Origin of the sequence: Chryseobacterium sp. SIMBA_029, from assembly GCF_046535275.1 — a bacterium.
In the GTDB taxonomy this organism is placed as follows: domain Bacteria; phylum Bacteroidota; class Bacteroidia; order Flavobacteriales; family Weeksellaceae; genus Chryseobacterium.
In genome coordinates, this window is record NZ_JAWRXA010000007.1 from 88,647 (window position 1) to 110,143 (window position 21,497).

At 32.1% G+C, this 21,497-nt stretch carries 26 protein-coding genes; 1 reads left to right on the forward strand and 25 read right to left on the reverse strand.

Features of this window, described 5'->3' with window-relative positions; all coding sequences use genetic code 11:
- Nucleotides 1-9: 9 nt before the first annotated feature.
- From SB679_RS14095 to SB679_RS14205, 23 genes are all read right to left on the reverse strand, one after another.
- On the reverse strand, nt 10-621 hold the full coding sequence (locus tag SB679_RS14095; RefSeq protein WP_410702929.1) for a TetR/AcrR family transcriptional regulator: 612 nt from the start codon (nt 619-621) through the stop codon (nt 10-12).
- Between the two features lie 139 nt (nt 622-760).
- Complete coding sequence (locus tag SB679_RS14100; RefSeq protein WP_410702930.1) at nt 761-1,531, reverse strand: hypothetical protein; 771 nt, start codon at nt 1,529-1,531, stop codon at nt 761-763.
- A 13-nt stretch (nt 1,532-1,544) separates the two neighbouring features.
- Nucleotides 1,545-2,318, reverse strand: a complete 774-nt coding sequence (locus SB679_RS14105) for a hypothetical protein (protein ID WP_410702931.1) — start codon at nt 2,316-2,318, stop codon at nt 1,545-1,547.
- Between the two features lie 82 nt (nt 2,319-2,400).
- Nucleotides 2,401-3,168 (reverse strand): hypothetical protein, encoded by a 768-nt coding sequence (locus tag SB679_RS14110; protein WP_410702932.1) that lies wholly within the window; start codon nt 3,166-3,168, stop codon nt 2,401-2,403.
- 65 nt (nt 3,169-3,233) lie between these two features.
- Nucleotides 3,234-3,617: a VOC family protein gene (locus SB679_RS14115; RefSeq protein WP_410702933.1), complete on the reverse strand. Its 384-nt coding sequence runs from the start codon at nt 3,615-3,617 to the stop codon at nt 3,234-3,236.
- 51 nt (nt 3,618-3,668) lie between these two features.
- Nucleotides 3,669-4,328 carry a DUF2461 domain-containing protein gene (locus SB679_RS14120; protein ID WP_410702934.1) on the reverse strand — a complete coding sequence of 220 codons (660 nt, stop codon included), beginning with the start codon at nt 4,326-4,328 and terminating at the stop codon, nt 3,669-3,671.
- Between the two features lie 96 nt (nt 4,329-4,424).
- Nucleotides 4,425-4,913, reverse strand: coding sequence for a GDYXXLXY domain-containing protein (locus SB679_RS14125; RefSeq protein WP_410702935.1), 489 nt, complete (start codon nt 4,911-4,913; stop codon nt 4,425-4,427).
- Complete coding sequence (locus SB679_RS14130) at nt 4,900-5,970, reverse strand: DUF4401 domain-containing protein (protein ID WP_410702936.1); 1,071 nt, start codon at nt 5,968-5,970, stop codon at nt 4,900-4,902. The genes SB679_RS14125 and SB679_RS14130 overlap by 14 nt, the downstream gene beginning before the upstream one ends.
- Nucleotides 5,960-6,916 carry a DUF2157 domain-containing protein gene (locus SB679_RS14135; RefSeq protein ID WP_410702937.1) on the reverse strand — a complete coding sequence of 319 codons (957 nt, stop codon included), beginning with the start codon at nt 6,914-6,916 and terminating at the stop codon, nt 5,960-5,962. The genes SB679_RS14130 and SB679_RS14135 overlap by 11 nt, the downstream gene beginning before the upstream one ends.
- Before the next feature lie 110 nt (nt 6,917-7,026).
- Nucleotides 7,027-7,557, reverse strand: coding sequence for a hypothetical protein (locus tag SB679_RS14140; RefSeq protein WP_410702938.1), 531 nt, complete (start codon nt 7,555-7,557; stop codon nt 7,027-7,029).
- Between the two features lie 120 nt (nt 7,558-7,677).
- Complete coding sequence (locus tag SB679_RS14145) at nt 7,678-8,550, reverse strand: aldo/keto reductase family oxidoreductase (RefSeq protein ID WP_410702939.1); 873 nt, start codon at nt 8,548-8,550, stop codon at nt 7,678-7,680.
- A 360-nt stretch (nt 8,551-8,910) separates the two neighbouring features.
- The gene (locus tag SB679_RS14150) at nt 8,911-9,399 is read right to left on the reverse strand and encodes a hypothetical protein (RefSeq protein WP_410702940.1); all 489 of its coding nucleotides are present in this window, start codon (nt 9,397-9,399) and stop codon (nt 8,911-8,913) included.
- A 34-nt stretch (nt 9,400-9,433) separates the two neighbouring features.
- Nucleotides 9,434-10,024 carry a hypothetical protein gene (locus SB679_RS14155; RefSeq protein ID WP_410702941.1) on the reverse strand — a complete coding sequence of 197 codons (591 nt, stop codon included), beginning with the start codon at nt 10,022-10,024 and terminating at the stop codon, nt 9,434-9,436.
- A 168-nt stretch (nt 10,025-10,192) separates the two neighbouring features.
- Nucleotides 10,193-11,050, reverse strand: coding sequence for a GLPGLI family protein (locus tag SB679_RS14160; RefSeq protein WP_410702942.1), 858 nt, complete (start codon nt 11,048-11,050; stop codon nt 10,193-10,195).
- Between the two features lie 158 nt (nt 11,051-11,208).
- A complete protein-coding gene (locus SB679_RS14165; protein WP_410702943.1) occupies nt 11,209-11,820 on the reverse strand; it encodes a GNAT family N-acetyltransferase in 612 nt (203 codons plus the stop codon).
- A 27-nt stretch (nt 11,821-11,847) separates the two neighbouring features.
- A complete protein-coding gene (locus SB679_RS14170) occupies nt 11,848-12,393 on the reverse strand; it encodes a GNAT family N-acetyltransferase (protein WP_410702944.1) in 546 nt (181 codons plus the stop codon).
- A gap of 25 nt (nt 12,394-12,418) precedes the next feature.
- A complete protein-coding gene (locus SB679_RS14175) occupies nt 12,419-12,652 on the reverse strand; it encodes a hypothetical protein (RefSeq protein WP_410702945.1) in 234 nt (77 codons plus the stop codon).
- A 436-nt stretch (nt 12,653-13,088) separates the two neighbouring features.
- The gene (locus tag SB679_RS14180) at nt 13,089-13,577 is read right to left on the reverse strand and encodes an ecotin family protein (protein ID WP_410702946.1); all 489 of its coding nucleotides are present in this window, start codon (nt 13,575-13,577) and stop codon (nt 13,089-13,091) included.
- 148 nt (nt 13,578-13,725) lie between these two features.
- Complete coding sequence (locus tag SB679_RS14185; protein WP_410702947.1) at nt 13,726-14,043, reverse strand: hypothetical protein; 318 nt, start codon at nt 14,041-14,043, stop codon at nt 13,726-13,728.
- A 172-nt stretch (nt 14,044-14,215) separates the two neighbouring features.
- Nucleotides 14,216-15,391, reverse strand: a complete 1,176-nt coding sequence (locus tag SB679_RS14190; protein ID WP_410702948.1) for a kelch repeat-containing protein — start codon at nt 15,389-15,391, stop codon at nt 14,216-14,218.
- A 209-nt stretch (nt 15,392-15,600) separates the two neighbouring features.
- Complete coding sequence (locus SB679_RS14195) at nt 15,601-16,170, reverse strand: hypothetical protein (protein ID WP_410702949.1); 570 nt, start codon at nt 16,168-16,170, stop codon at nt 15,601-15,603.
- A 57-nt stretch (nt 16,171-16,227) separates the two neighbouring features.
- Nucleotides 16,228-17,220 (reverse strand): phosphotransferase, encoded by a 993-nt coding sequence (locus SB679_RS14200; RefSeq protein WP_410702950.1) that lies wholly within the window; start codon nt 17,218-17,220, stop codon nt 16,228-16,230.
- A gap of 241 nt (nt 17,221-17,461) precedes the next feature.
- Nucleotides 17,462-17,986, reverse strand: a complete 525-nt coding sequence (locus SB679_RS14205) for a hypothetical protein (RefSeq protein WP_410702951.1) — start codon at nt 17,984-17,986, stop codon at nt 17,462-17,464.
- Between the two features lie 942 nt (nt 17,987-18,928).
- Here SB679_RS14205 and SB679_RS14210 point away from each other — a divergent pair.
- Nucleotides 18,929-19,189 (forward strand): helix-turn-helix domain-containing protein, encoded by a 261-nt coding sequence (locus tag SB679_RS14210; protein ID WP_410702952.1) that lies wholly within the window; start codon nt 18,929-18,931, stop codon nt 19,187-19,189.
- A gap of 102 nt (nt 19,190-19,291) precedes the next feature.
- On the opposite strand, the gene SB679_RS14215 is transcribed toward SB679_RS14210, so the two are convergent.
- Nucleotides 19,292-20,332, reverse strand: coding sequence for a hypothetical protein (locus tag SB679_RS14215; RefSeq protein WP_410702953.1), 1,041 nt, complete (start codon nt 20,330-20,332; stop codon nt 19,292-19,294).
- 356 nt (nt 20,333-20,688) lie between these two features.
- Nucleotides 20,689-21,393, reverse strand: a complete 705-nt coding sequence (locus tag SB679_RS14220; protein WP_410702954.1) for a hypothetical protein — start codon at nt 21,391-21,393, stop codon at nt 20,689-20,691.
- Between the last annotated feature and the right edge of the window lie 104 nt (nt 21,394-21,497).

Here is a 21,497-nt window from a genome sequence, read left to right on the forward strand (position 1 = left end):
TTATTTTCTTTATTCTTTTAGTGCTTTGCAAACCTTTGAGAAAGTAGCCCATACCATTTCATCTGTTAAAACAAAAGGTAATCCACTGATGCTTTTTCCCTGTTGATGAAAGCGTAATAAGGTATATAGCGGAGAGAAAGCGATTGACCAGTAAATTTCAAACGGAACTTCAGCGATTTCTCCTCTCTGCACTGTATTAGAAATGAACCGTAAAAGATTGTTCTTGAACTCACTCATAAACATTCCCGGCTTTTCATTAAACATTTCAGCAAATCGATGACTGTAATGAGAATTGTTGATTTGTTCAAAGAAAGTAAGCAGCAGAGGATTTTTGAGGGCATAATTATATCGGTTTTTCCATTGTACACGCAGTCCGTCTTCCAAAGAAGAATCCGGATCGAATCCCTTATTGATTTCAGTTTCCATTTTGTTGCCTTCTTCAATGACCAGTTTTACAATGAGATCATCTTTATCTTTATAATATACATATGGAGTACCTACTGAGATATTGCATGTTTTTGCCAATTTATTGATCGTAAAACCATCCAGCCCTTCTTTAACAATAATTTCAATCGCTTTCTGTTTAATACTGTTTTCTTTATTAAGATCCCTGTTGCGCATATATACTGTATTATTAAGTTATTATAATTAAATGAATATTCATTTAATTATAAATTCAAATGTATACATTTTAAATCAATACAAAGAAGTTAGGCGTTAAAATTTTTTAAAAAATAAATGAATTATTTTTTAAGCAATATTAATAATCAACAATGACAAAATCCGGATTCTTAATCATGAAAAGAAATCCATCTATATGCTCTTCAGTAGAAGGCTGTTCGTCTTCCTTTTTTAATGCTGTGATTTCTTTTTTTGATGTTCCTTTAGTATTTTCTTTGGACAGTTCCGGTTTTTTGTTGTCTTCCGGGTCTTCAATATATTTTTTTAACTCCGTTTTGTAGTCCTCCGTTTTTTTATATTCCTCAAATTGACTGAGTTTAAATTTAATAAATTCATCTTTATTTAATTCTTTCTCTTTTACAACCGTATCATTGTTGATGGTCATTAATTTGTACCGATCGTACAAAGATGAATATCCGAAATTGACAGCTTCAATGAGTTGACCAGTTGGGATAATAAGTATTCCGGAATAATTGAGAACTACTTTTTTATTTTTAAATAATTGTTTATAAACAGAAATATATTCACGCTTTTTGGAATCAATATTTTTAACTGTAAGATCCGCTAAAACTAACATGTTATTTTCAATTTTGAATGTTGCAATATAGCCCCGATAGTTTCCCGTTGAGAACGGAATCGGCATGTCTCTGTTTTTATATTTTTTAAACAGAGTGAGTTTAGATCCGTAGATGGGATGATATTCAGGATTATTCTCAAAAAATTTTTCCAAAGGATTATTCAGTACACTATACTCTTTGTTGTTGATAATGATAATATCAGGTGCCTGACTTGTAGCATACATCTTTATGAGAGAAAAAGTAAATAGGATAATTAATATTTTGAATTTCATTTTAGGATATTTTTTATGAAGGGTCAAAAGGTATTTTGCTTTCATCAATAAGTTTTGCTTTTAGTGCATCTGCATATGTATGAGCAAATTTTTCTTTTTCACTTTTAGGGATACTGAAATAAAAATCCATTCTTTTCTCTTTTTCATCATAATCTTCTTCTCTCCCGAAATTCTCTCCCGATCTTTCAACAATCTCTAAATAATGAACATAGTGGCCGAATTCATGTGGTAAGGTTCTGTAAAGTTGAGTGTTTCTCGTAAATTCTGGTTTGAATTCAGCGATAAAGTTTCTTTTTGTGTCACTAAATGTATGTCCATCAGTTTTTAATCTTGCAAATTCTCTTTGATCCTCAACAGTCTGCTTTTTAGACCAAATCAATTTTTTCTCTGTATCAATTGCATCTAAAATAACAGCAGGAAAGTATTCATTTTCAAACTCGTAACTATAAATTAATCTTCCCCATACCGGTGAAAGAATTTCTTCTTTTCTTTTTGGTTGTCTCAAAATAATGAATTTTAAATCTCCATAATCTTTAGGTGGAATCAGTTCAATTATTTTCTGAATATCATTTACGGAACAGGAGTGAATGGAATTTTCGCGGTTTTCTTCGATTATAAATATAAATTCGTGATTATTTATTACTCTGATTTCTTTTCGATAATGAGTAAGCCTTTCATAAAATGTTTTTAAATCTCCATAAGGCGAAGAGATTGTCAATTTATTATTTTGACCATAGCCTTGATTTTCGGTTCCTATGTTTCTGTTTCTTCTGGTTGGACTATACATTGTCAATAATTTATGATTGAAGAAAGGGGCTGTATTTAATTTCAGTTTGTTCTAATATTTCTTCCATGGATAGCAACTTACTTTACATCTTTTCAAAATATTTACCCTTGAACTGGTAACGGATCCTCTTTTCCGTGATTTTTGAATTATCAAGGATTAAAGGAATGCTGATGATCTTATTTTTGGAATCATATTCAATATCATAATTTGTGATTTCATTATCCCTGTTGGAAGATGCGGTAAGATCAACTTCATAACCCAACTGATTTTTAATTCCGCTTTGGGTTTTGATTAATTTTGCGTTATGATTAAGCTTTCCTTCATCAATGGAAAAAACTTTGATGTTATGATAGCTGAGTCCTGAACTCAAAATAGCCGTGTTTTGAGCGAGGTAATATTTTTTGTTTTGAGACAGTATATCATTGATCTGATGATAAAAAGATTGGGCATCACCTTCAGTTTCACTTTCTGTAGCTTCAGAATAGACTTTTTTATTCCCTTCATACTGGAAAACATTTTTAAAATAATGCATGGTTCCGCCTGTCCAGGTATCCCAGGAATAAATCCTGAATTTCCCATCCTCAGAAGTCGTAATGATTAATCCGTTTTTTTTGAGTGCATTAAAGTCATAATGTAGCGTCTCAGGGTTTGAGGCAGTATATTGCAGCAGCAGTTTTTCAAATTGTGTATTGGCTGTCTCAAGAGTATCATAATAATCTGGATTGCTTTGATTTTCAGGAGTTATTTTCTGAAAAACAGCATTTAATTGTTTTTCAATTTCAGGTAATTTTTGCGCAAACGTATAATGGGTGGCTAGCAAAAACAGTACGATTACAAGTATTTTTTTCATTGATGTGATTGATGTGATGTTGGGTGATTGTATTTTATTTCGCTTTACTAGAGTTTGATGAATCATTATGAATTACCTTTTTTACTTTTTAACTGAAAGACGTTTCCTTCCGGATCTGTTCCGTCACACAGCCAGAAATCATAATTGTCAAATGTTTTGATTGCTCTCATTTGAATGTTTCTGGATACAAATTCATTTCTTGCCGATTCTATATCCACATCAATTTCAAAAACAAGCTTTGTATTGTTATCAAATAGGTGTCCTTCTTCTATTTTTTCAAGGTACGAATCACCTATTTTATGCAATCCAATCTGTATCGCTCCTGCATTCAGAAGAGCCCAAACCGGATCTTCTTCCATTACTTCTAAACGAAAGTTTTCGACATAGAAATTTTTAAGTAATTCAACATTTTTAACGTACAAAATGATGGTGTCAAAAGTTGCCTTCATGGATGAGCTTTAATAAAAGTAAAGATAAGAAAAGTCGTTCTAGTAGTATTTTTAAAATAAAGGTTCTCCATTGAGATCCGTTGTCAGCACTTCACTCATATAATCGAAAAAAGGACGCATGGCCAATAAAGTCAGGAGTGATTCCTTTTGAAAACCGTCCGATAAAACTTCCCTATCAGTGAATTTCCGCATCACGACATATTGCTTTTTTCGGATGAGATCAATGGCGGGATGATTTTTATCAAAACCTCTCGGAGCCGTTTTTACTGCTTCACCTTCAATATTTCCAAAATATTTTTTGAAAGTTTCATCAGACGTAATCTTCTCTATTGCTGTTGTATTAAGTTCGAATTCTTTACGGATACGGAGTAAATCTTTGGTGTCAGGACCCCAGAATCCGCCTCCCACAAAACTGTTGTTGGGTTCCAGCTGAATATAATATCCACCTCTTAACATCGGTTTTGAACGGGAATAGCCTACACCAAAATTATTTTTATAGGGCGTTTGATCTTTTGAAAAACGAACATCTCTGTAAATCCTATATATATGGATTCCCTTTAAATTATCATGTTCCTGAAGCTCAGTATAGATCTGATCAAAAAAAGCTTTGTTTTCTTTCACTATCAAGTCATATTCTGGTTTATGCTGGGCAAACCATTCCCGATTGTTATTTTTTTCAAGCTGTTTAAGGAATTCAAATGCTTTTTTCATATTATATGAGTATTAAAAAGAAGTCGTGTAAACTTTGTGGTTTATTTTTAAATGAAATTAAAAGTTATAAGTCTGAATGCATGTGGAATAATGTTTTTATTTGATGTTGTTCATATGTTCGTCGTAAAGACCGATTAACAAACTGTTTCCGTTTTCATCGATTTTTACGCCGCCGTATTTAGCCTTTTCATACTTTTTAGCTTGTCCTTCCTGAAAGAAGAAAGATTCTGCTCCTATATTGATATTCCATTCGTTGGGGGCAGTATATTTAATGACATATTCGCCTTTATTCAAAGGTGTTTTTTCTTGTTGGAATCTTATTCTTTCTGCAATACCTTTATCATCAAGACGTACAACACAATATGCTCGTTTAGGAAGGTATTTTGAATAGATGTTTTCTGATATGCTGTAGCGTAAATTCATATAATCGCCCTGCATCAAAGAACGGGGATCAACCGGGGCCAGCTGTAAAAGAACCAGTTGTCCGCTTTTTAAGAGTTCTTCCTTTTTAGAAACGGAATAATTGAAATACACCAGCAAAATAACAAGGTTTAGCAGTATGATAATCCATTTATACTTTTTCATTGGTTGTCAGTTTTTTACGGGTTAATAAATAAAGCCCCAGAAATAAAATTCCAGACGAAAATAAAAGTATGGATTTGGTCAGCAGGGTAAAATGAAGGTCATAATAATATCGTGAAACGAAATAAATAAATGCCATAATACCAACGGCCAGACTTGTTTTGTAATTCACTAAAAAGCTTACAAGAATAATTAGAATAGCTCCGGATATGGCAGGAGACAGGAGAGTGGGCAGTAACAGAGCCATCGTCACGATATAAATTCCTGCCTTTTGTGAGGTTTGGGAAATATTCAATACTTCAAAAAGATGGGAAAGGACATACAGAATAGTCAAAATAATCACGACGGATGTTATCCAAATGTAATTTCCAGTTACTTCAATAAAGTCATTACCAAGAAAAACCAGTCCTGCAAGGAATGAAAAAATCAGTCCGATACGAACCGGACTGTACAGTTTTGAAAAAGCGGGATGCAGCGTAATGATTTTGGCTTCTTTCAGGAAAACGGCTGTAACCATAATAGCCAGAAAAGAAGTATAAAGGTGAATCAACTCAGAATTATGATTCGATATAATCAGCGTTAGAATACATCCACTGATCATTAATACAGCGATGAAGGCAATGATATAGCTCCGGACAATCACTAATGAAACCGCTGCAATGAGAATGCAAATAAGGCTCACTGTATTTTCAGTCATTTCCATTTTAAATAAACCCAGTGTCAGAAGGACAAATCCAATAATATAAGACGAAACACTTACGGTATCAAAGATGGTGGTATTGTAAATGGTATTGATGAATATTCCTCCTGCGATTAAAAGGATTCCCAATATCAGTAACCCTCCAGTTGAATCATACAATCCTGTGATGAACAGAAAGCCTAAAAAAGCAAGACTCGCTAAAATACCTCCAAAAATGGAAAGAATTTTTACTGCTAAAGACTGATGGTCATCATTTTTTTCATAAGCGGCGTAGATGGCTTCTTCATCAAACTTCAGATCTTTATTTTCTGTAGTCCGGAAATAATTCAGCAGTTCTTTTATTTCTTCTTTATTTCTCATGGTCCCATTTTTTTTGAAGGTTAATCAGATTCATAATCACCAACGTAACACTTACGATGATAAACAGGCTGACGAGTAAAAGCATGCTTCCGCCTTCTGATATTTTGAGGAGTAAAGCTGAAATAATAATGATGATGCTTAATGGAATCACAGAAAGATAAAATCCATTTTTTGATTGGATACCATGCCGGATTCCGAGTGCAAAAATCAGCACCACAATTGGAATTAAAACCGGAAACACAGGATCATATCCGTCAATAATCCCGAAAATTGTTCCTATAGTCGCAAATGTCACAGAGCCTAAAGCCAGAATATAGATAAACCATTTAGGGACATTTTTAATTTTTTTATCCTTATCCAGAAAAATAAAAGTAAGAAGTATGGCTGTATTGAAAAGAAAAAGCAGTGTAATGACCAATGGTGCGGACCAATCTTTGGCGACCTGCTCTGTATATAGAAAAAACGTGGTGTTGAGTAACACAATATACAGCAACCACAACGGTGCAAAGTTGGAAACTATTACCCATAGCGTTATAAAAAGAGTCCAGGCTAAAAAGAAATCATAGGCATTGGCGCCTGTCTGATAAATCTGTCCGAAAACTGCAAACAGTACTCCAACTAAACATGCAGAACCTGTCAGGACAATATTTCTGGTAGTATTATTTATTTTGGGGAGTAAAACGATGATGGTGGTTGCAATAACGAGAATTTCGGTCAGTCCCAGTTTAGCAAACTTATTCAGATCTGCCCAATTATAGGCAAAAAAGAAAATGATTCCCGCAGTGGTAAACCCGATTCCCAGGGTGATAAAAAACAGACGCAGGAATTTCTGCCACATCTCTTTATCATGGTAAATATTTTCTTTCAGGGTCTTTTCTATGACCTGTTCCGTCACATTGCTGTGGCGACTGATGAGGTATATGTCTTCTCGTTGGAGGTTTTTCATGGATTGTGTTTTTAATTGATATAATGAAATAGTATGTTTCATCAGACTTCAAGAAACGAAGCTACAAAAAATAGGAGAAACTGAAATAGTAGTTTTTTGAACAGAAAACCTTAAATCTTTATCTTGTCATCATTTCGTTCATATAATTTTGTTTTTTGAAGTCCGTAATTATTAATTCTAATGGTAGGAGTGTTTAATTGCCAATCTGGAAGATGATTATACAGCTCATTGGCTAGCTTTTCGATTCCCGGTGTGTCTCCCCCGAGTTCATAACTACCTTTTTCAGTAATTATTTCCAAACCTGTTTCTCTTCTATGTTTTGAAATTGGAATGCTAAATGAATATACTGAAATGATTTTATCCCATTTTATAAGTTTCAACGGGGTTTTCTGTTTATTATAAAATCCTTCATTAGTATATTGGAAGTCCCCATCATATTTCTCTAATTGATCGGCTTCTTTTTCAACGGAATCATAATCCTCTTTATCACTGGGGAAATATATTTTTGCGCCTGAAAAACAAATAGCAACGAAACAGGCAAAAATGATAAGATAAGATATTCCTTCACTTTCAAAAACTGGGTAGTTAAAAAAATAAGCACTACAATTATACAGCTTATTACAATTATTTTTTTCATTCAAAATCTATGTTTATAATTTTAAATACTATTCTCAATAGTAAAATCGTGAGACTGTAAATATTAGTCTCAACCCAATATTAGCGTAGGAATCCCTGTCAATATCTTATAGATCTAGTAAAAATTACGGAACCGGAACCCCTGCACTTTCTGACCAAAGCGCAAACCAATCCTGCAATTCTATATTGATTGTTGTTGCTTTCATCAGGTTGGCTAATCTCGATGGATCAGCGGTGCCGCAAACCGGTAAAATTCCGGCAGGATGTTTTAGAATCCATGCCAGAAGGATAATATCTGCAGGAACTTCATATTTTGCTGAGAAATTGGCCAGCATCTTTTTCAAGCGCTGAGTTTGATCGTCATCCTGTTTAAAGACGATTCCCAATGGTGACCAGCACATCGGCTTAATATGGTGAGCCTGCATATGATCTAAACTTCCGTTGATCATCGCTTCAAAATCGGTAATAGAAAAACTGATTTGATTATAATTGATTTTGATTTTTGTCTCAATCAGATCCGTTTGTAATGGAGTAAAATTAGAAACACCAAAATCCAGGATTTTTCCATCCTGTTTGAGCTTTCCGATGGCTTCAGCAATTTCATCAGCTCTCATTAACGGGCTGGGACGATGCAATAACAGTAAATCTAAATAATCCGTTTGCAGGTTTCTCAATGACTGTTCCACGGACTCAATGATGTATGAAGTAGAATAATCGTAATGCTTTACAGAATTATTTCTTTTGTCGGATTCCATCTGAATGCCACACTTGGAGATAAGCTGTATGCTGTTACGGTCTATGGTACTTTCGTTGAAAGCTTTTCCAAAAGCAGCTTCCGTAGTATAGTCGCCGTATATATCTGCGTGATCAAAAGTTGTGATGGTGTTTTCCACGCAGCAGTGCATCAATTCTATCATCTGTTGAGTGTTGCAGTTTTTACCCCAAACTCCCCACGTCATGGTACCGGCAATAATCTTCGAAAATGGTATTGTATTCATGTTTTTTTATGCTGTTTATCTGAACATTTCTTTTGGCTCATTAATATAGGAGAATTTTTGATATCCTGAATATATCTGGTAATATATCTATAAGTTTCACAAATAGTTTGAACACCACCCTAGATTGGAAATTTATGGATACAATCACCTCTTCTTGCCAATATTATAATGCTAATCCATTTCCCCAGCCATTACCTTATAATATTATTTTGACAAGACAATAATTTTTAAACCGCTTTTTAGAGGTTTTTTGTTAATGTAAACAGGTTTGCTGTCCAGATTAATTAAAAAGAAAGTATTTATAATACCTGCTGACCAAAAATATCCCATGCAGATTTTAAAGAATAATAATCTTATTAATTACCTAAACGTTTCTTTCAGCTTATCAAAATAAGAGAATTTTTCATATCCAAGGTCTCTGAATTGTGTTCTAACATAGCTTTTTACCTCAGCATAATTTCGATGGTAGAATTGGGATATTTTAATAATTTTACGGCCATCTTTATAGAGGTATAGATATTCATAGGTGCCTCCCTTTGAAGGTAAATGACTGTATTTCCATCCTTCTATTTCAGAACATCGATATGATTTTGTCTGAAGACCCCAAAACCGCTTTTCAATGATTTCATCTGTATTGATTTCTACGGAGATATATTTGGTTCTGATTTCTCCAAAAAATATAACTATAAATGAGAATAAAAGGATACCCGGAAGAAAAATTTTAGGAAACAATTTATCATCATAATAAGGATCGCTAAAAATGGAGGGCAAAACAGATATCATTGCGTATACTAAACCGAATAAGATGGGTACCGTGAATATTGATTTTATGGTGAATTTTGTTTTCATATGAGATAACAGTTTTTTCGCTTGATGTCGTTTGTTATACTTCCTTTTCAATTATAAAACCATGAGACTGCAGGTATTCATCAAGATCAACATCAAAAGGAAGGACATAATTATTGTCTAAATCAAACATTCCGCTTTCCCCGTCTGAAGATTCTAAAAATCCGAGCATTTTAGATTGTGTTTTTTCTTTGGCATTTTTCCAGCAGCTCATTAAGAAATCACTTTCCAGACCAAACTGGTTTTCCCAATAATTGGCATAATCCAATTGACCGCCTTCATTCAGATAGGCAGAATAATCGATCGTATTTTCATCCAATACTTTTTTGCATAATTCCTGAACATCCATAGGGGAGTAATCTTCCAGTGAATGCTCTTTCAAATGAAGCTCTGCGATCTGAACAGTTTTATCAGTAGAGTAGTATTCATAATTAGGCAAAGCAAATAAAGCACTTAAAGGGCTTGAAGCATAATAATACAAACTGATCACCTCAATTTTTTTATCATCCTCTCTGAATTTATATTTTGAGCTCAGAACATCCATCAGGAAATTCGTAACTGCTTTTTCTCTGGGAAGTAGAAAAGTGTCTGTAAAAGCTTCATCAATTTTCTGTTCTATTTTCTTCATGTCTTATTTACTTTTTGTGGGGGTAAAAATAAAGAAAATGCGTTAGAAAAATCGAGACTATCAATATGAATAATGGTCTTTTCACCGGGAATTGTAATATTTCGGCAAACATATAAATTGAAGTATTACATCAGTATTATAAATGCCAGCATTAGTGTGGCCGTTCTTTTATTTATATAATCCTCTTTCAATAAAATTATTACTCTTTTTTAAAGTTTCTGCTGCTATTTGTTCTTTTCGTCTAATTAAATCTTGTTTGGTTAATGGGTTTCCATTAACATCGGAAAATATGGTTTCTGACATTTCTGAAGAGCTATGAATAATTTTTATATTCTTTGCAGGATCTTTTTTATATTCATTCCAGAGTTGATTAAATTTTTCATTGGTCAGAAAAATTTCTTTCATTTTCGAATCCATCAATAAGGGTTCATCATTGAGTTTTTTACTTCCAACCAGGTTGAAAACATGATCCCCTTCTTCGTCTCCGATATTTAAGATTAAACCGGGAAGGCCACAAAATTTATAAGGTCCGTCCTGTATTTGAATATCATTCGTGAACCAGGCAATCCAGTTCCTTCCGCCAAAAGTGGTGGTTGCTTTTTGAACTTTAAAACCTTCAATGGTTTTTGTTTCAGGAAGAATAGTCCAGTTTATTTTCTGATTTTCTTTTAAAGCGACATTGCTGGCGTTGAGAGAAGTATGGTAAATGGTTTCTAAATTAGGATAGGTTTTAGAAACCCGAAAATTAACTTTTGCTCTTTTAATTTTTCTCATATCAAAGACTATAGATTGAGAAACTTTTCCTTTTTCAATTTCTGCTTTAAAAAGAGAATCTCGGGTGATCAATAAAGAACTATAGAAATTGGAACCTTCTTTTGTAATGTCAAGATTCATGATTTCTTTTTCAACGTTTTCTTTGTGTAAAGAATCCATTTTAAAAGAATATTCATAGATAAATCTTTGATTTTGAGCAAACACTAAAGAAGAAGCGAAAATGAAAATTAAAAGGATACTAAGTTTTCTCATTTTTGATTAATCGTTTTAAATGTGCTTTTTGTTGAAATGACAGCTAACATTTCCGGGCTTTGTGTTCGGGCGGGAAATCGAGGCATAAGCTAATATTATTACTAAATATTTAATTGAAAACTGCTGCTGGATTTTACACTTCAGCCTGTCTGATGCTTTTATCTACGGGCAAAATTTCCAATACGTTGTTCAAGTTTTATTTTTACGTTGTCGCTCCACTCGTTTTTTAAAATGCTTAGTCGTGTTACATCAATTCTATTTCCATCTGCATCTGTGCTACAATTCCTTAAAACTCCTTCGACTACACATCCAATGCTTTTCATAGCATTTATACTACGATTATTTTTAGTATTTGCAGCAAATGCGACACGTTCCATATTCAGTTGTTCGAATGCGAATTTCAATAACAAATATTTACAATTCTTATTTATTCCGGTTCCTTGAAATTCTTTCCCATACCAAGTGTAGCCAATTTCAATGGTTTTATTTTCCGAAAAAATAGCATAAAAACGCGTGCTGCCAACATATTTTTTAGTTGCTTTATCAAAAATGATAAAGGGGTATTCCTTTTCATTTTCTCTTTGTAAAATTGCATTTGAAATATATTTTTCAAGATTTTCTTTTCCATTTGCACCCCCTGAATTAAATTCCCAAATATCTGGCTCATTTTCAGAGTAGCTTAACAATACATCAAAATCAGAATGTTGTAGAGGTTCTAGTCTAACAAACTCATTTTCTAAAATATAATTTTCTTTAAAGTTAAATTCCATCTTTTTTTTGTGTAAAAATAATATAATTTATGTTGGACTTATTTCCCAATCATTTTTTGTTATCTGAAATAATTCCATTTTTTTGTTATTGTAATGTATGTGTTTTAAGAGCTTCATTCCATTTTTTATTGCAACATTTTTTGAAGATTCATTTTCAGGAATAATTATTGATACAAGTCTGTCGTGAAAATTGTTGCTAAATGCAAAATCTTTGCATTTTTTTGCACTCTCGATTGCATATCCTTTTCCTCTAAATTCTTGTAGAATTGAGTAAGCAATTTCGATTTCAAAACTGTTCTCAATTTCTCGAACTAATAATCCACACTGTCCTACAAGCTGATTGGATTCTTTAGATATTAAAACATTTTGCCCGCCTAAATTATTCTCATATCTGCTAAAAGTCCATTCAAACCACTTTTCGCAGCGCGTATCAGCTCCTTTGAATTCATCCATACCAAGCATTTTAGCGGTATTTTCATCTTCAAATAAGTTCAACCATTTGCCAAAGTCCGAGTGTTCTAATTTTCGGAATAATAATCTTTCAGTTTCTTGATTCGTTAAAAGGTATTTCATTTGTAGGTTGTATTGTGAATTACTGTTAGCGGTTCGGGCGTTTATTTTTTGAGATTAAAATTTTAATGTCTACATATAAGTAAACACAAGCAGCCACAATTTCTCCAATTCCACGCAATTTATCTTTCGGAGTCGTCGGAGAATTGGTCAATGTATAAAATCCAAGCCAAATGAGGAATACACAAAATGAATAGGCAAAAACTCGGACAATGTTTTTTTTTAAGGTCCATGCGCTATTTTCTTTTTCTGGATTTTGCATTTATTGATATTTTGGTTGTTAATTTATTTTTGTCATGTAGCAGTTTTTTAGTCTGACCGTTAACATCCAAATTTACGAATTGTGTAAATGTGATTTATCGCTCAAAACCGGTGACTTTTGAAGCTACTGTGTTTTATTCAGTATAATTTCCTGAAATAATATGACCTTCCATTACTTTCACAATCTCAGAAACAGGAAGTTAAAATTATTGAGGAAACAACGGTAATAATTATTGACGGCTTCATTGATAAGATGATTGTATTTGAATATTTTATTCCTTTAATCGGGCAAGTGTTAGGCTTTTTTTCGAGACACATGTATTGGAATCGAAGTCTGAAGACCTTGAAGCATTTTTTAAAGGGATGTTTAAAATTGGGATGCTTTACGGAATGGGAAAATATAAGTTTTATCCCACATCTTGTCAATACTGTTGTGCTTATTGTTGCTCAGCATTTTTAAATTCTGAATTTACTTTCCACAATCTATATTCCACAGTCCAGTTTTCAGGGATATAGAACGGAATTGCAAAATGCCCATTATATTCTTTTAAAATATTTTGAGAACTTAAAACTTTCTTTTTTACTTTCTTACTTTCATCGCAGTTAGATTTGTTATTATTTAAGGTAAGAATGTCTATTGGTATTTCTTTCGGTAATACATAATAAGGAAATCTATAAGGTTGAATTCCATATTTTTCTTCTAACTTTTTAATATTAAAATTAAAATCATTAACTGCTGAACATTCAGAAACATTCATTTCCATTCCAAATCTTATTTCAACTTTATATTCGTTGTCATTCTCAATTTTTGGAAGTTTAAGGTCAACTCTTTTCATTCCTTTTTCCGGCTCCGGATAATTAGGTTTTTCTTGCGAATAAACATTTAATGAGTATAAGATAGAAAAGAATAAAATAATATTTTTCATTGTCAAGTTTTGTTTTTTTAATAATACTGCTTTTTTGGAAATTTCAGAGGCTTTCGATCTATGGAGTCTCCAAACTTAGAAATATGTTTTAAAAGTACTGTTTTTATTTTATTGGTTCAAAGTTGGTGACTTTTGAAGGAGAGGTGCTTTATTCAGTATAATTTCCTGAAATAATATGATCTTCCATCAATCCCACAATTTCAGAAACAGGAACCTTGAATATCCCGGCCTCTCCTTTGTCAAACTCTTTTTTCCAATAAGAGTATCCATCCATTTCAAGGGAATCGGGCATTTTGCCGTTTTCATTGTGTAGTTTGGTGATACTTTTCTTCAATGCTTCTTCAGAAATCGGAATGTGGCTTAATTCATTTGCAAAACCTTCAGAACTTTTTGGATTTTTCATCTTTAATCCGCTAACTGAAATATGAATCACTTTCCCGGTTTGTGGATACTCTTCAATCTTCAAAATTTTTAGAGTCGATTTTTCTTCCCCGGGACGGGCTTTATATTTCCATTCTTGGCCTACGCGATATTTATTAGCCTCTGAATGATCTTTGCAATGGCTTAGAAATAGAGTGGCAATTATTAAAATGAGAAAACGAATCATAGAATTGATATTCATGTTTGAAAGCTTATAATTATCTTATAATTTTAACCTGTTGTAAGAGCCCTTTCTCATTTTTAAAACTAAAAATATAAGTTCCCTTTTGTACGTTTGATAAATCTATATTTTTATTATAATAGGCAAAACCTCTGCTAATTGGTTTTCCATCCATTGATAAAATGGTGTATTCAAACTGATTACTGTTATTTTTATTACTGATGACAAAACCGTCTCTGGATGCGTTGGTATAAACCTTTGTTTTAATCACTTGATCTTCATTGGCTGCATTTGCAGAGAGTGCACTTTCGTCAATATCTGCCACCTGTATGCTTTTAATAGCTGAGCTGGTGAGAGCCGTTGTGCTTCCGCCGATGATGTATAATTTATTGTTATATACTTCCGCTGCAGCATGTCTTCTGGGAATCATATTGGAGGATAACTGATGGACTGTATTGGTTGTAGTATCAAAATAGGCCAGAAAAGTCTGATTATTAAAACCGCCTACAATAAAAATCTTATTACCGGATACCGCCAATGCATGTCCGGATATACCAGCAGGCATCGTATATTGATCAATCCAAAGATTAGTTTTGAGATCATAAACATTGATCAGACGAGATGGGGTACCGTTAAAACCACCAATTACATACAGCTTATCATTAACAATTTTGCCCTTTGCTTCTTTGGCTGTGGGCATATTGGGTAATGGATTCCATGTATTGGAAGCAATATCATAATACTGGAATTTATTAGAAAATGTAGTCTTTGCAGCTCCATTGAGTCCGCTGCCACCAAACACATATATTTTGCCATTATAGATTGCTGAGCCTGAATTTCCTGTGTAGGAATGATTCACAGCACCCTTCGTTACTGTATTGGTTGCAAGGTCTACAATTTCAAGATGGCTATTTCCCCAACCGTTAAAAATGTAAATTTTATTATTGTAAGTTTCGGAATTAGCAAATCTTTTGGGAAGGAGGGTAGAATTGAGAACACTCCAACGGTTATCGGTAATACTATATTTCTCAATATACTTTGCATCACTTGCTTTTTCCTGATATCCATTGCTCACGTATATATTATCATTCACGATTACACTGGCTATGGCACCTCTGCCTACAGACATATTGGCGAGATTTTTAAATTGAAGTGTTTGTGCATGAGCTAACCATGAGCTCAACAATGAAAGAAGTACTAATTTTATTTTCAATGGTGTTAAGATTTAGTGTTTGGTTTCCTTGATTTTCTGTTGAAAATCCGGGATTGTTTTTAGCCCCGGATATCAATAGAACATCGAAGTTCAAATATAGGAAAAAAGTGTAAGTGAATTTTTTTCGGTTGGCTTTTTCAAGGTTCCAAACATAAAGATATTTTTTGCAAAAAACTTTGCTTTCCAACGTCTTGTTCAGTACAGTCTCTTTAATCGCAGTAAATTGCTAAACGTATTTGATCGAATCCACCTTTTCTTCTAAAACGAAATAAATAAGCATTCAAATTTTTACTTTGCCATTTTATATCATCTCTTACTGTTTCTTCTTTGGATTTTTCTAAATCTTCATATACTTCCAGGTATGGTTTTCCAAGCTTTTGAGTTATATATTTTTTGATTTCATAAAATTTTTCGTCAAACAAACTATGAGCCACTTCAATTTTTCCATTTTCATTCCATTCATAAAACTTGAATTTGGTTCGGTCACCTTTTGTGAAAAAATAATCTACTTTAAGAATGAAGTTATTCTCATTTCTTTGATAAGATTTAGGAATTTCAAATGTATGCTTTTCAAAAGTTGGATAAATATCTTCTCCAATTCCCCAAAAATATCCAAGCGTGATATCTTTTGATTTTTTACCTATTTCTTCTTTTTTAATTTCAGTGAAACTTTTAAGGGAAAGATCAATTTCATCTTGTACAGGAACATTGCTATATTTATTTACTGAACAACTATAAAATATTAGTAAGATAAAGACATAGAAAATTCTGGATTTCATTATCATGTTATTTTTGAGTGATTTTGCAGCTGGTGTTTAGTATAGATACAGTTTTTATTATTCTATTTCAATTTTGTTGTATGAAATCCATCGTTTTAAATTTCCAACCATTCTTTTTAAATGGTCTTCATTCAGGAAAATATTGGTCCAATAGTCAAATCTGTCGCACTGAACACTAATGTAATAGGTCATAATTGCTAAACAGGCAAACGGTAAAAACTGTTTTTCTTCGTTACTAATTTCAGTTACAGCTTCGTAACCTTTTAAAAAACTTTCTGCTTTTACTTGGTATTCTTCTTCGTTTAAATTAGTTGCAAGCAACTGAAATAGAAAATAAGAAATGTCAAAACATAAATAACCGTTGCCACAAAAATCAAAGTCAAAAAATGTTATTTCCTTTTCATCGTCAATATGCAAATTGTCAAACCAAACATCAAGATGAACACTTCCATATCTCATTTTCTGCTGGTCAATATTATCGATTTTCAGAGTTAAAAAAGCAGACAGTTTTTCTAAAAATTCAATTTCGCTGATATTTTTATTAAAGAATTCTTTTGTTCTTGAAACAGGTTTTATAAGCAAGTTTTGGCTATTGTAAGACACTCTATTGAGTTCAAAACCTCCTGTGGATTGATGAACTTTTGCTAATGCTTGTCCAATAAGAAAACTTGTTTGTTGTGAGAATTTTGCTGTCTTTGCGCCTTTGGCATACGAAAATAAAACGCCAAACCTTGTTCCTTCTGATGCTTCAATTTCTTGGATGTATTGATTCGATTTGTCAGCAATTGGATACGCAACTTGTCGGTCAGTTTCTTTTAAGTGAAGTAAAAGTCTTAACTCTTCTTTAATTTCTAATTTTGTCCGCCAATTATGTGTGTAAACTCTAAAAACGTATTTGTTTTCGTCATCGTAAACAATGTATAAATGGTTCATAGCAAGTCTAAATATGCTACATTCCGTTTTATCGCTTAGTCCATATTTTTGTCGAATAAGTTTGGCAAGTTCATTTGATGAAAGTGTGCTATTTATTGTGGGAAATTTCTCTGTCATTAATTCTTGATTTGTCTATGGTTACGGTAGTTCTACAATGAAGGGCAACATCCAAATTTACGCATTGCGCCAGTATACACTATATACAATTGCGCTAATGTTGTTTTAATTTCATCTACCTATTTGTAAATCAGTAAACTAAATTATACTATTTTCTTACGTAAAAACCATGATTTTAAAAAAAACTGCGCTGCAAAACCCCTCCGCTACCACACGATACAATTGCACGGCAGCAAGGAGTTTATTTTTTTCCTCTCCTTTCAAGAATAAGGTGCGCTGCATCCAGCATTTTAATCAGATGGATGTAGGGATTCACGATATTCCTTTCCGGGAGATGGTCATAGATTCCCAGAGAAAAGTAAACCATTCCGGACATAAAATAATCAAATTCCTTGATGCTGTATTCTTTGAATGCTTTTTTAAAGACCAACATCGGATTTTGGTATTCTTTCTCGGAAAGTAAGCCAAGAACCAACGGAGAGACCTCTTGCAACTGAGTATTAACGGGCCATTTCTTTTCCTTCAGCGTGATGAGGTAACCTGCATGGACAAACGACTGCATCGACTGCCGAAAGTGAAAGATAACGGACGGATCTTCTTTGATCCAGCTATTCCTTTTTACCGCGTAATTCATAATGTTGTGTAATGTCTTTTTAGAGGCGGCCAGTTCATTGAGCTGAAAAAAGGTTTCCATCAGCTGGAGTCCGGAGCGTTTTCTGCTGTCTGCCCAAAGACGGGTTTCAAAGTCTGTTTTAATTTTTTTCATGGGTGTGTATGTTTTTATAGGTGACAGAATACATGTGATGTACAATGTTTTTTCTTAACCGTTAAGAGCTTTTAAACTTAACTTACCTTAATCTCTTCATTTTCCTTAATGGTTTATATTTTTTTATGTAACTGTTTTACTTAACCATTAAGAACTTTTAAGGGTATAAGAATCATTAAGATTATAGCTGAAGCTATTGTATTCAGCGAGCTTGCTTCATCCATCTTTGATGGAGCTTAACTCGTCTTAATCTCTTCATTTCCTTAATGGTTTATATTTTTCTACTAAATGTTTACTGCCTGTAAAGGAGGAAGTCCGGGCAATGCTGAACTTCCTGCCCATACAAGACAAAAAATAAAGGGTATTGTATACAATTTTACATCTCCTGTCATTCCGAGGAAGGAGGAATCTCGTTCATGATTAGATTCTTCATTTCACTTCGTTACATTCTGAATGACAGTAAGCACGCCATACAGCCTGGTGCAGCATTGTATATTCTTACCAAAAAATATGATAGAATTTGTGTTTTTATAAAAGCCCGAAAGCCGCAATGGATTGTACACCCCATTGTAATATATCATGATACTGTATGTGGTAAAGCTGGCTTAGGAAAAGATAATTGTAGAAAAGCAGAACTGCATAAAATAAAAAACGGCATGGGACTCTACAATATCTGTAATAGAGGTACTGGTATACCGTGCAACAGATAAGAGAGCCCACGCCTAGGTCGTGAGCTTCATACTTATCATCTTGTTGCATTAAAAATTACCAGTTTTCTATTACAAGACTCTAAGCAATAGCTTCTATATTTCGTTGAAGTATCGCAAAATTACATCTTCAGATGTAATCTATTGACAAATATAATAAATTTTCTGATATATGGTAATATATTACCATGAAATATTTGATTGAAATTCTAAAATTGCTACTAATTATAAATTAATGGATAGCAAAGACGTTTTAAAATTGTATATGCAAAGTTTTTCTGAACATCTCAAAGAGATAAGAAAGGAAAAATATACTTCTATGGATGCCGTTGCACAAAATTCGGTTTTCGATTCCAGTAATTATAACAAATATGAAAATGGTAAAGGAAATCCGACGATTGAAACCATTCTTAAAATGGCTTCAGCATTTAAAATTCCTCCTAAGGAACTATTTGATTTTGACTTCGACATAGAAAAATATAAAATAGAAGAATAAATCCTGACAAGAGTTGGGATTTTTTTTATTGACTTAAAATTAGTAGACTTTCAGTAGCTGATATTTTGAGTAATCGACAATATAATATTAGTAATAACCATATTATTTAATATCTTCTGCGTTAATCCAACCTGTTTGAGGTAAACCATCATTTGGGTCAAAAAAATTAATTAATACCCAAGTAGGTTGTGTTTTAAGTATAATAATCTCATACTTTTTTGGTAATTCATTAATAACAATGGCTCTTGAGTTCGGCTTTAATTTTATATAACATTTTTTATTTGTATATGAAACTTTATTTTTTTTACTAATTTGCTTCTTAACTTCTTCAAGGGTACTTATAATAACTGTTTGTGTGTTTTTAAGTTCTGTAGTTTCAATTTTAGTTGCAGATTCAGGCTTATCTTTTATGAAATCATAATATTGATGAAGTCCTGCAAATCTTAATATAACATCAATAACAAAAAGCATTATAATCCCAGCTTCTTTGTTTTTTTGATAGAATTCTTCAACTGATTTAAGAAAAAAATTAAATCTAATTGAAAAACTTTCAATATTTACTTCATTATGTTCTCCTACTAATTGATCAGATAGAAATATAGCATCTGTTGTTAAGTCCTCAAAATCTTCAATAATATTCCAATTTTGATTTAATGATGCTATTTTTGCAATTTCACTAGAAAGACTTGTAAATGCAATATTAAGATTCTTGATTTTATTTATTTCGCTAGCTGCAATAGAAATAGAATTGATAGAACTTAAAGATCCAAATAAATTTTTATTGATGTCCTCTTGTTGTTTTGCTAATTTTGAAAGAGCACTTAAAGTAGAATCGGATATTGTAAATGATTGATTGGTTTTTTGAAAATCAAAGTTATGAAATACCTGTGTAATAGATATCGTGGCAATATTTATACTATCACTAATTTTATTAACATTAATTAAACTATTCTGAAAACTATTGTTTGTAATTAATTTTGAAATTGGCATTAATGCAGCCAAAACATTGGGTTGAATATTAATATTTGAAAGTTTTGTCATTTCACTCATTTGAATATGTAATGATGAAGATAGTGCATTTAATGATTTTGCTCTTTCAGACAAATCATTAATTGATTTTAAGAAATCAAAAATATTACTCATTTGTTAGTGCTTTTTTGAGGATGCTTATAGCAAATGAAAAAAAATGGTGAAGTAAACTTTGAAAAACTTCTAGTTTAATTATAATAAAAATGGTCCGATATTTTTTCTCATTACACTAAATTAAGGAATAAATTTGAAATCTGAAAATAGTAATGATACTTCGTTTTTGAATAAAAGACTACTCTCCGCTACCGTACAAATCCTTTCGTGTGGTTTAAGTATAATAAATTAAACATTCTAATAATATAATTTAAAAGCTAAGTCATACGATACAATCGTGCTGTAACGAGGATGTATTTTTTTTTATTAGTTCAAAAGAAGGAGACTTTGCATACGAAGTCACAGTTAAAATATATTTATTGCATTTTTTCTCTCAGTGAGTCAATATAATTACTTAGGTGCTCAAGATTACATAATAATTCTTTATAAAATTCTTCATCCTCAATAGTATTTGTGTAATTAATTCCCAAATTATCATCATTATCAATGGTAGTTAAATAATAATGATTAAATGGATTTGTTTTGTGTGTAAATCCATTTCGTATTTCTTCTCTAAATCTTTTTGTTTTGTATTCAAAATTATTTATAATCTTTAAAAATTCTTCATCATTAAGATTTTTTATTAGCTTTTCAAGAGAAACTTTATACTCTTCTTTGATTGGAGAATCTATATAGGAATTTATAAGTTGTAAGATATTATCTCTAATTGATATAAAATAGTATGAGATAATTTCTGAAAAATAGCGGTAATGTTGTTGGTCTTTAGATAAATTAGATTTTTTAAATCTATTAAGGTAAGCAGATAGATAAATAAAAGTATTTCTTAGGTGAATTATCTTAATTGTTATTTCTGTGTTCCATCTAATTAAATTATTTAGTTTTTCACGTTCTCTAATATTTTTATCTGGGATAGGATCAAAAAGTATTTTAAAAGTATTTCCTATAAAATTAAACATATATACTGAACCATTATCTTCTTTGTACTTAAAATTGATTCCCTCTAAATGTTGAATTTTAGAAATTGCTAGTTGAGTTTCACTTTTTTTTAGATTTTCTATCATAGGTGTTTATTTTTATTGACTACATCATTTTTGAAATTTAAAAAGGGTATTAAAGAATTATCCTTTTGTTCCCCCGAATCCTTTCGTGTGGTTATAGTATTATA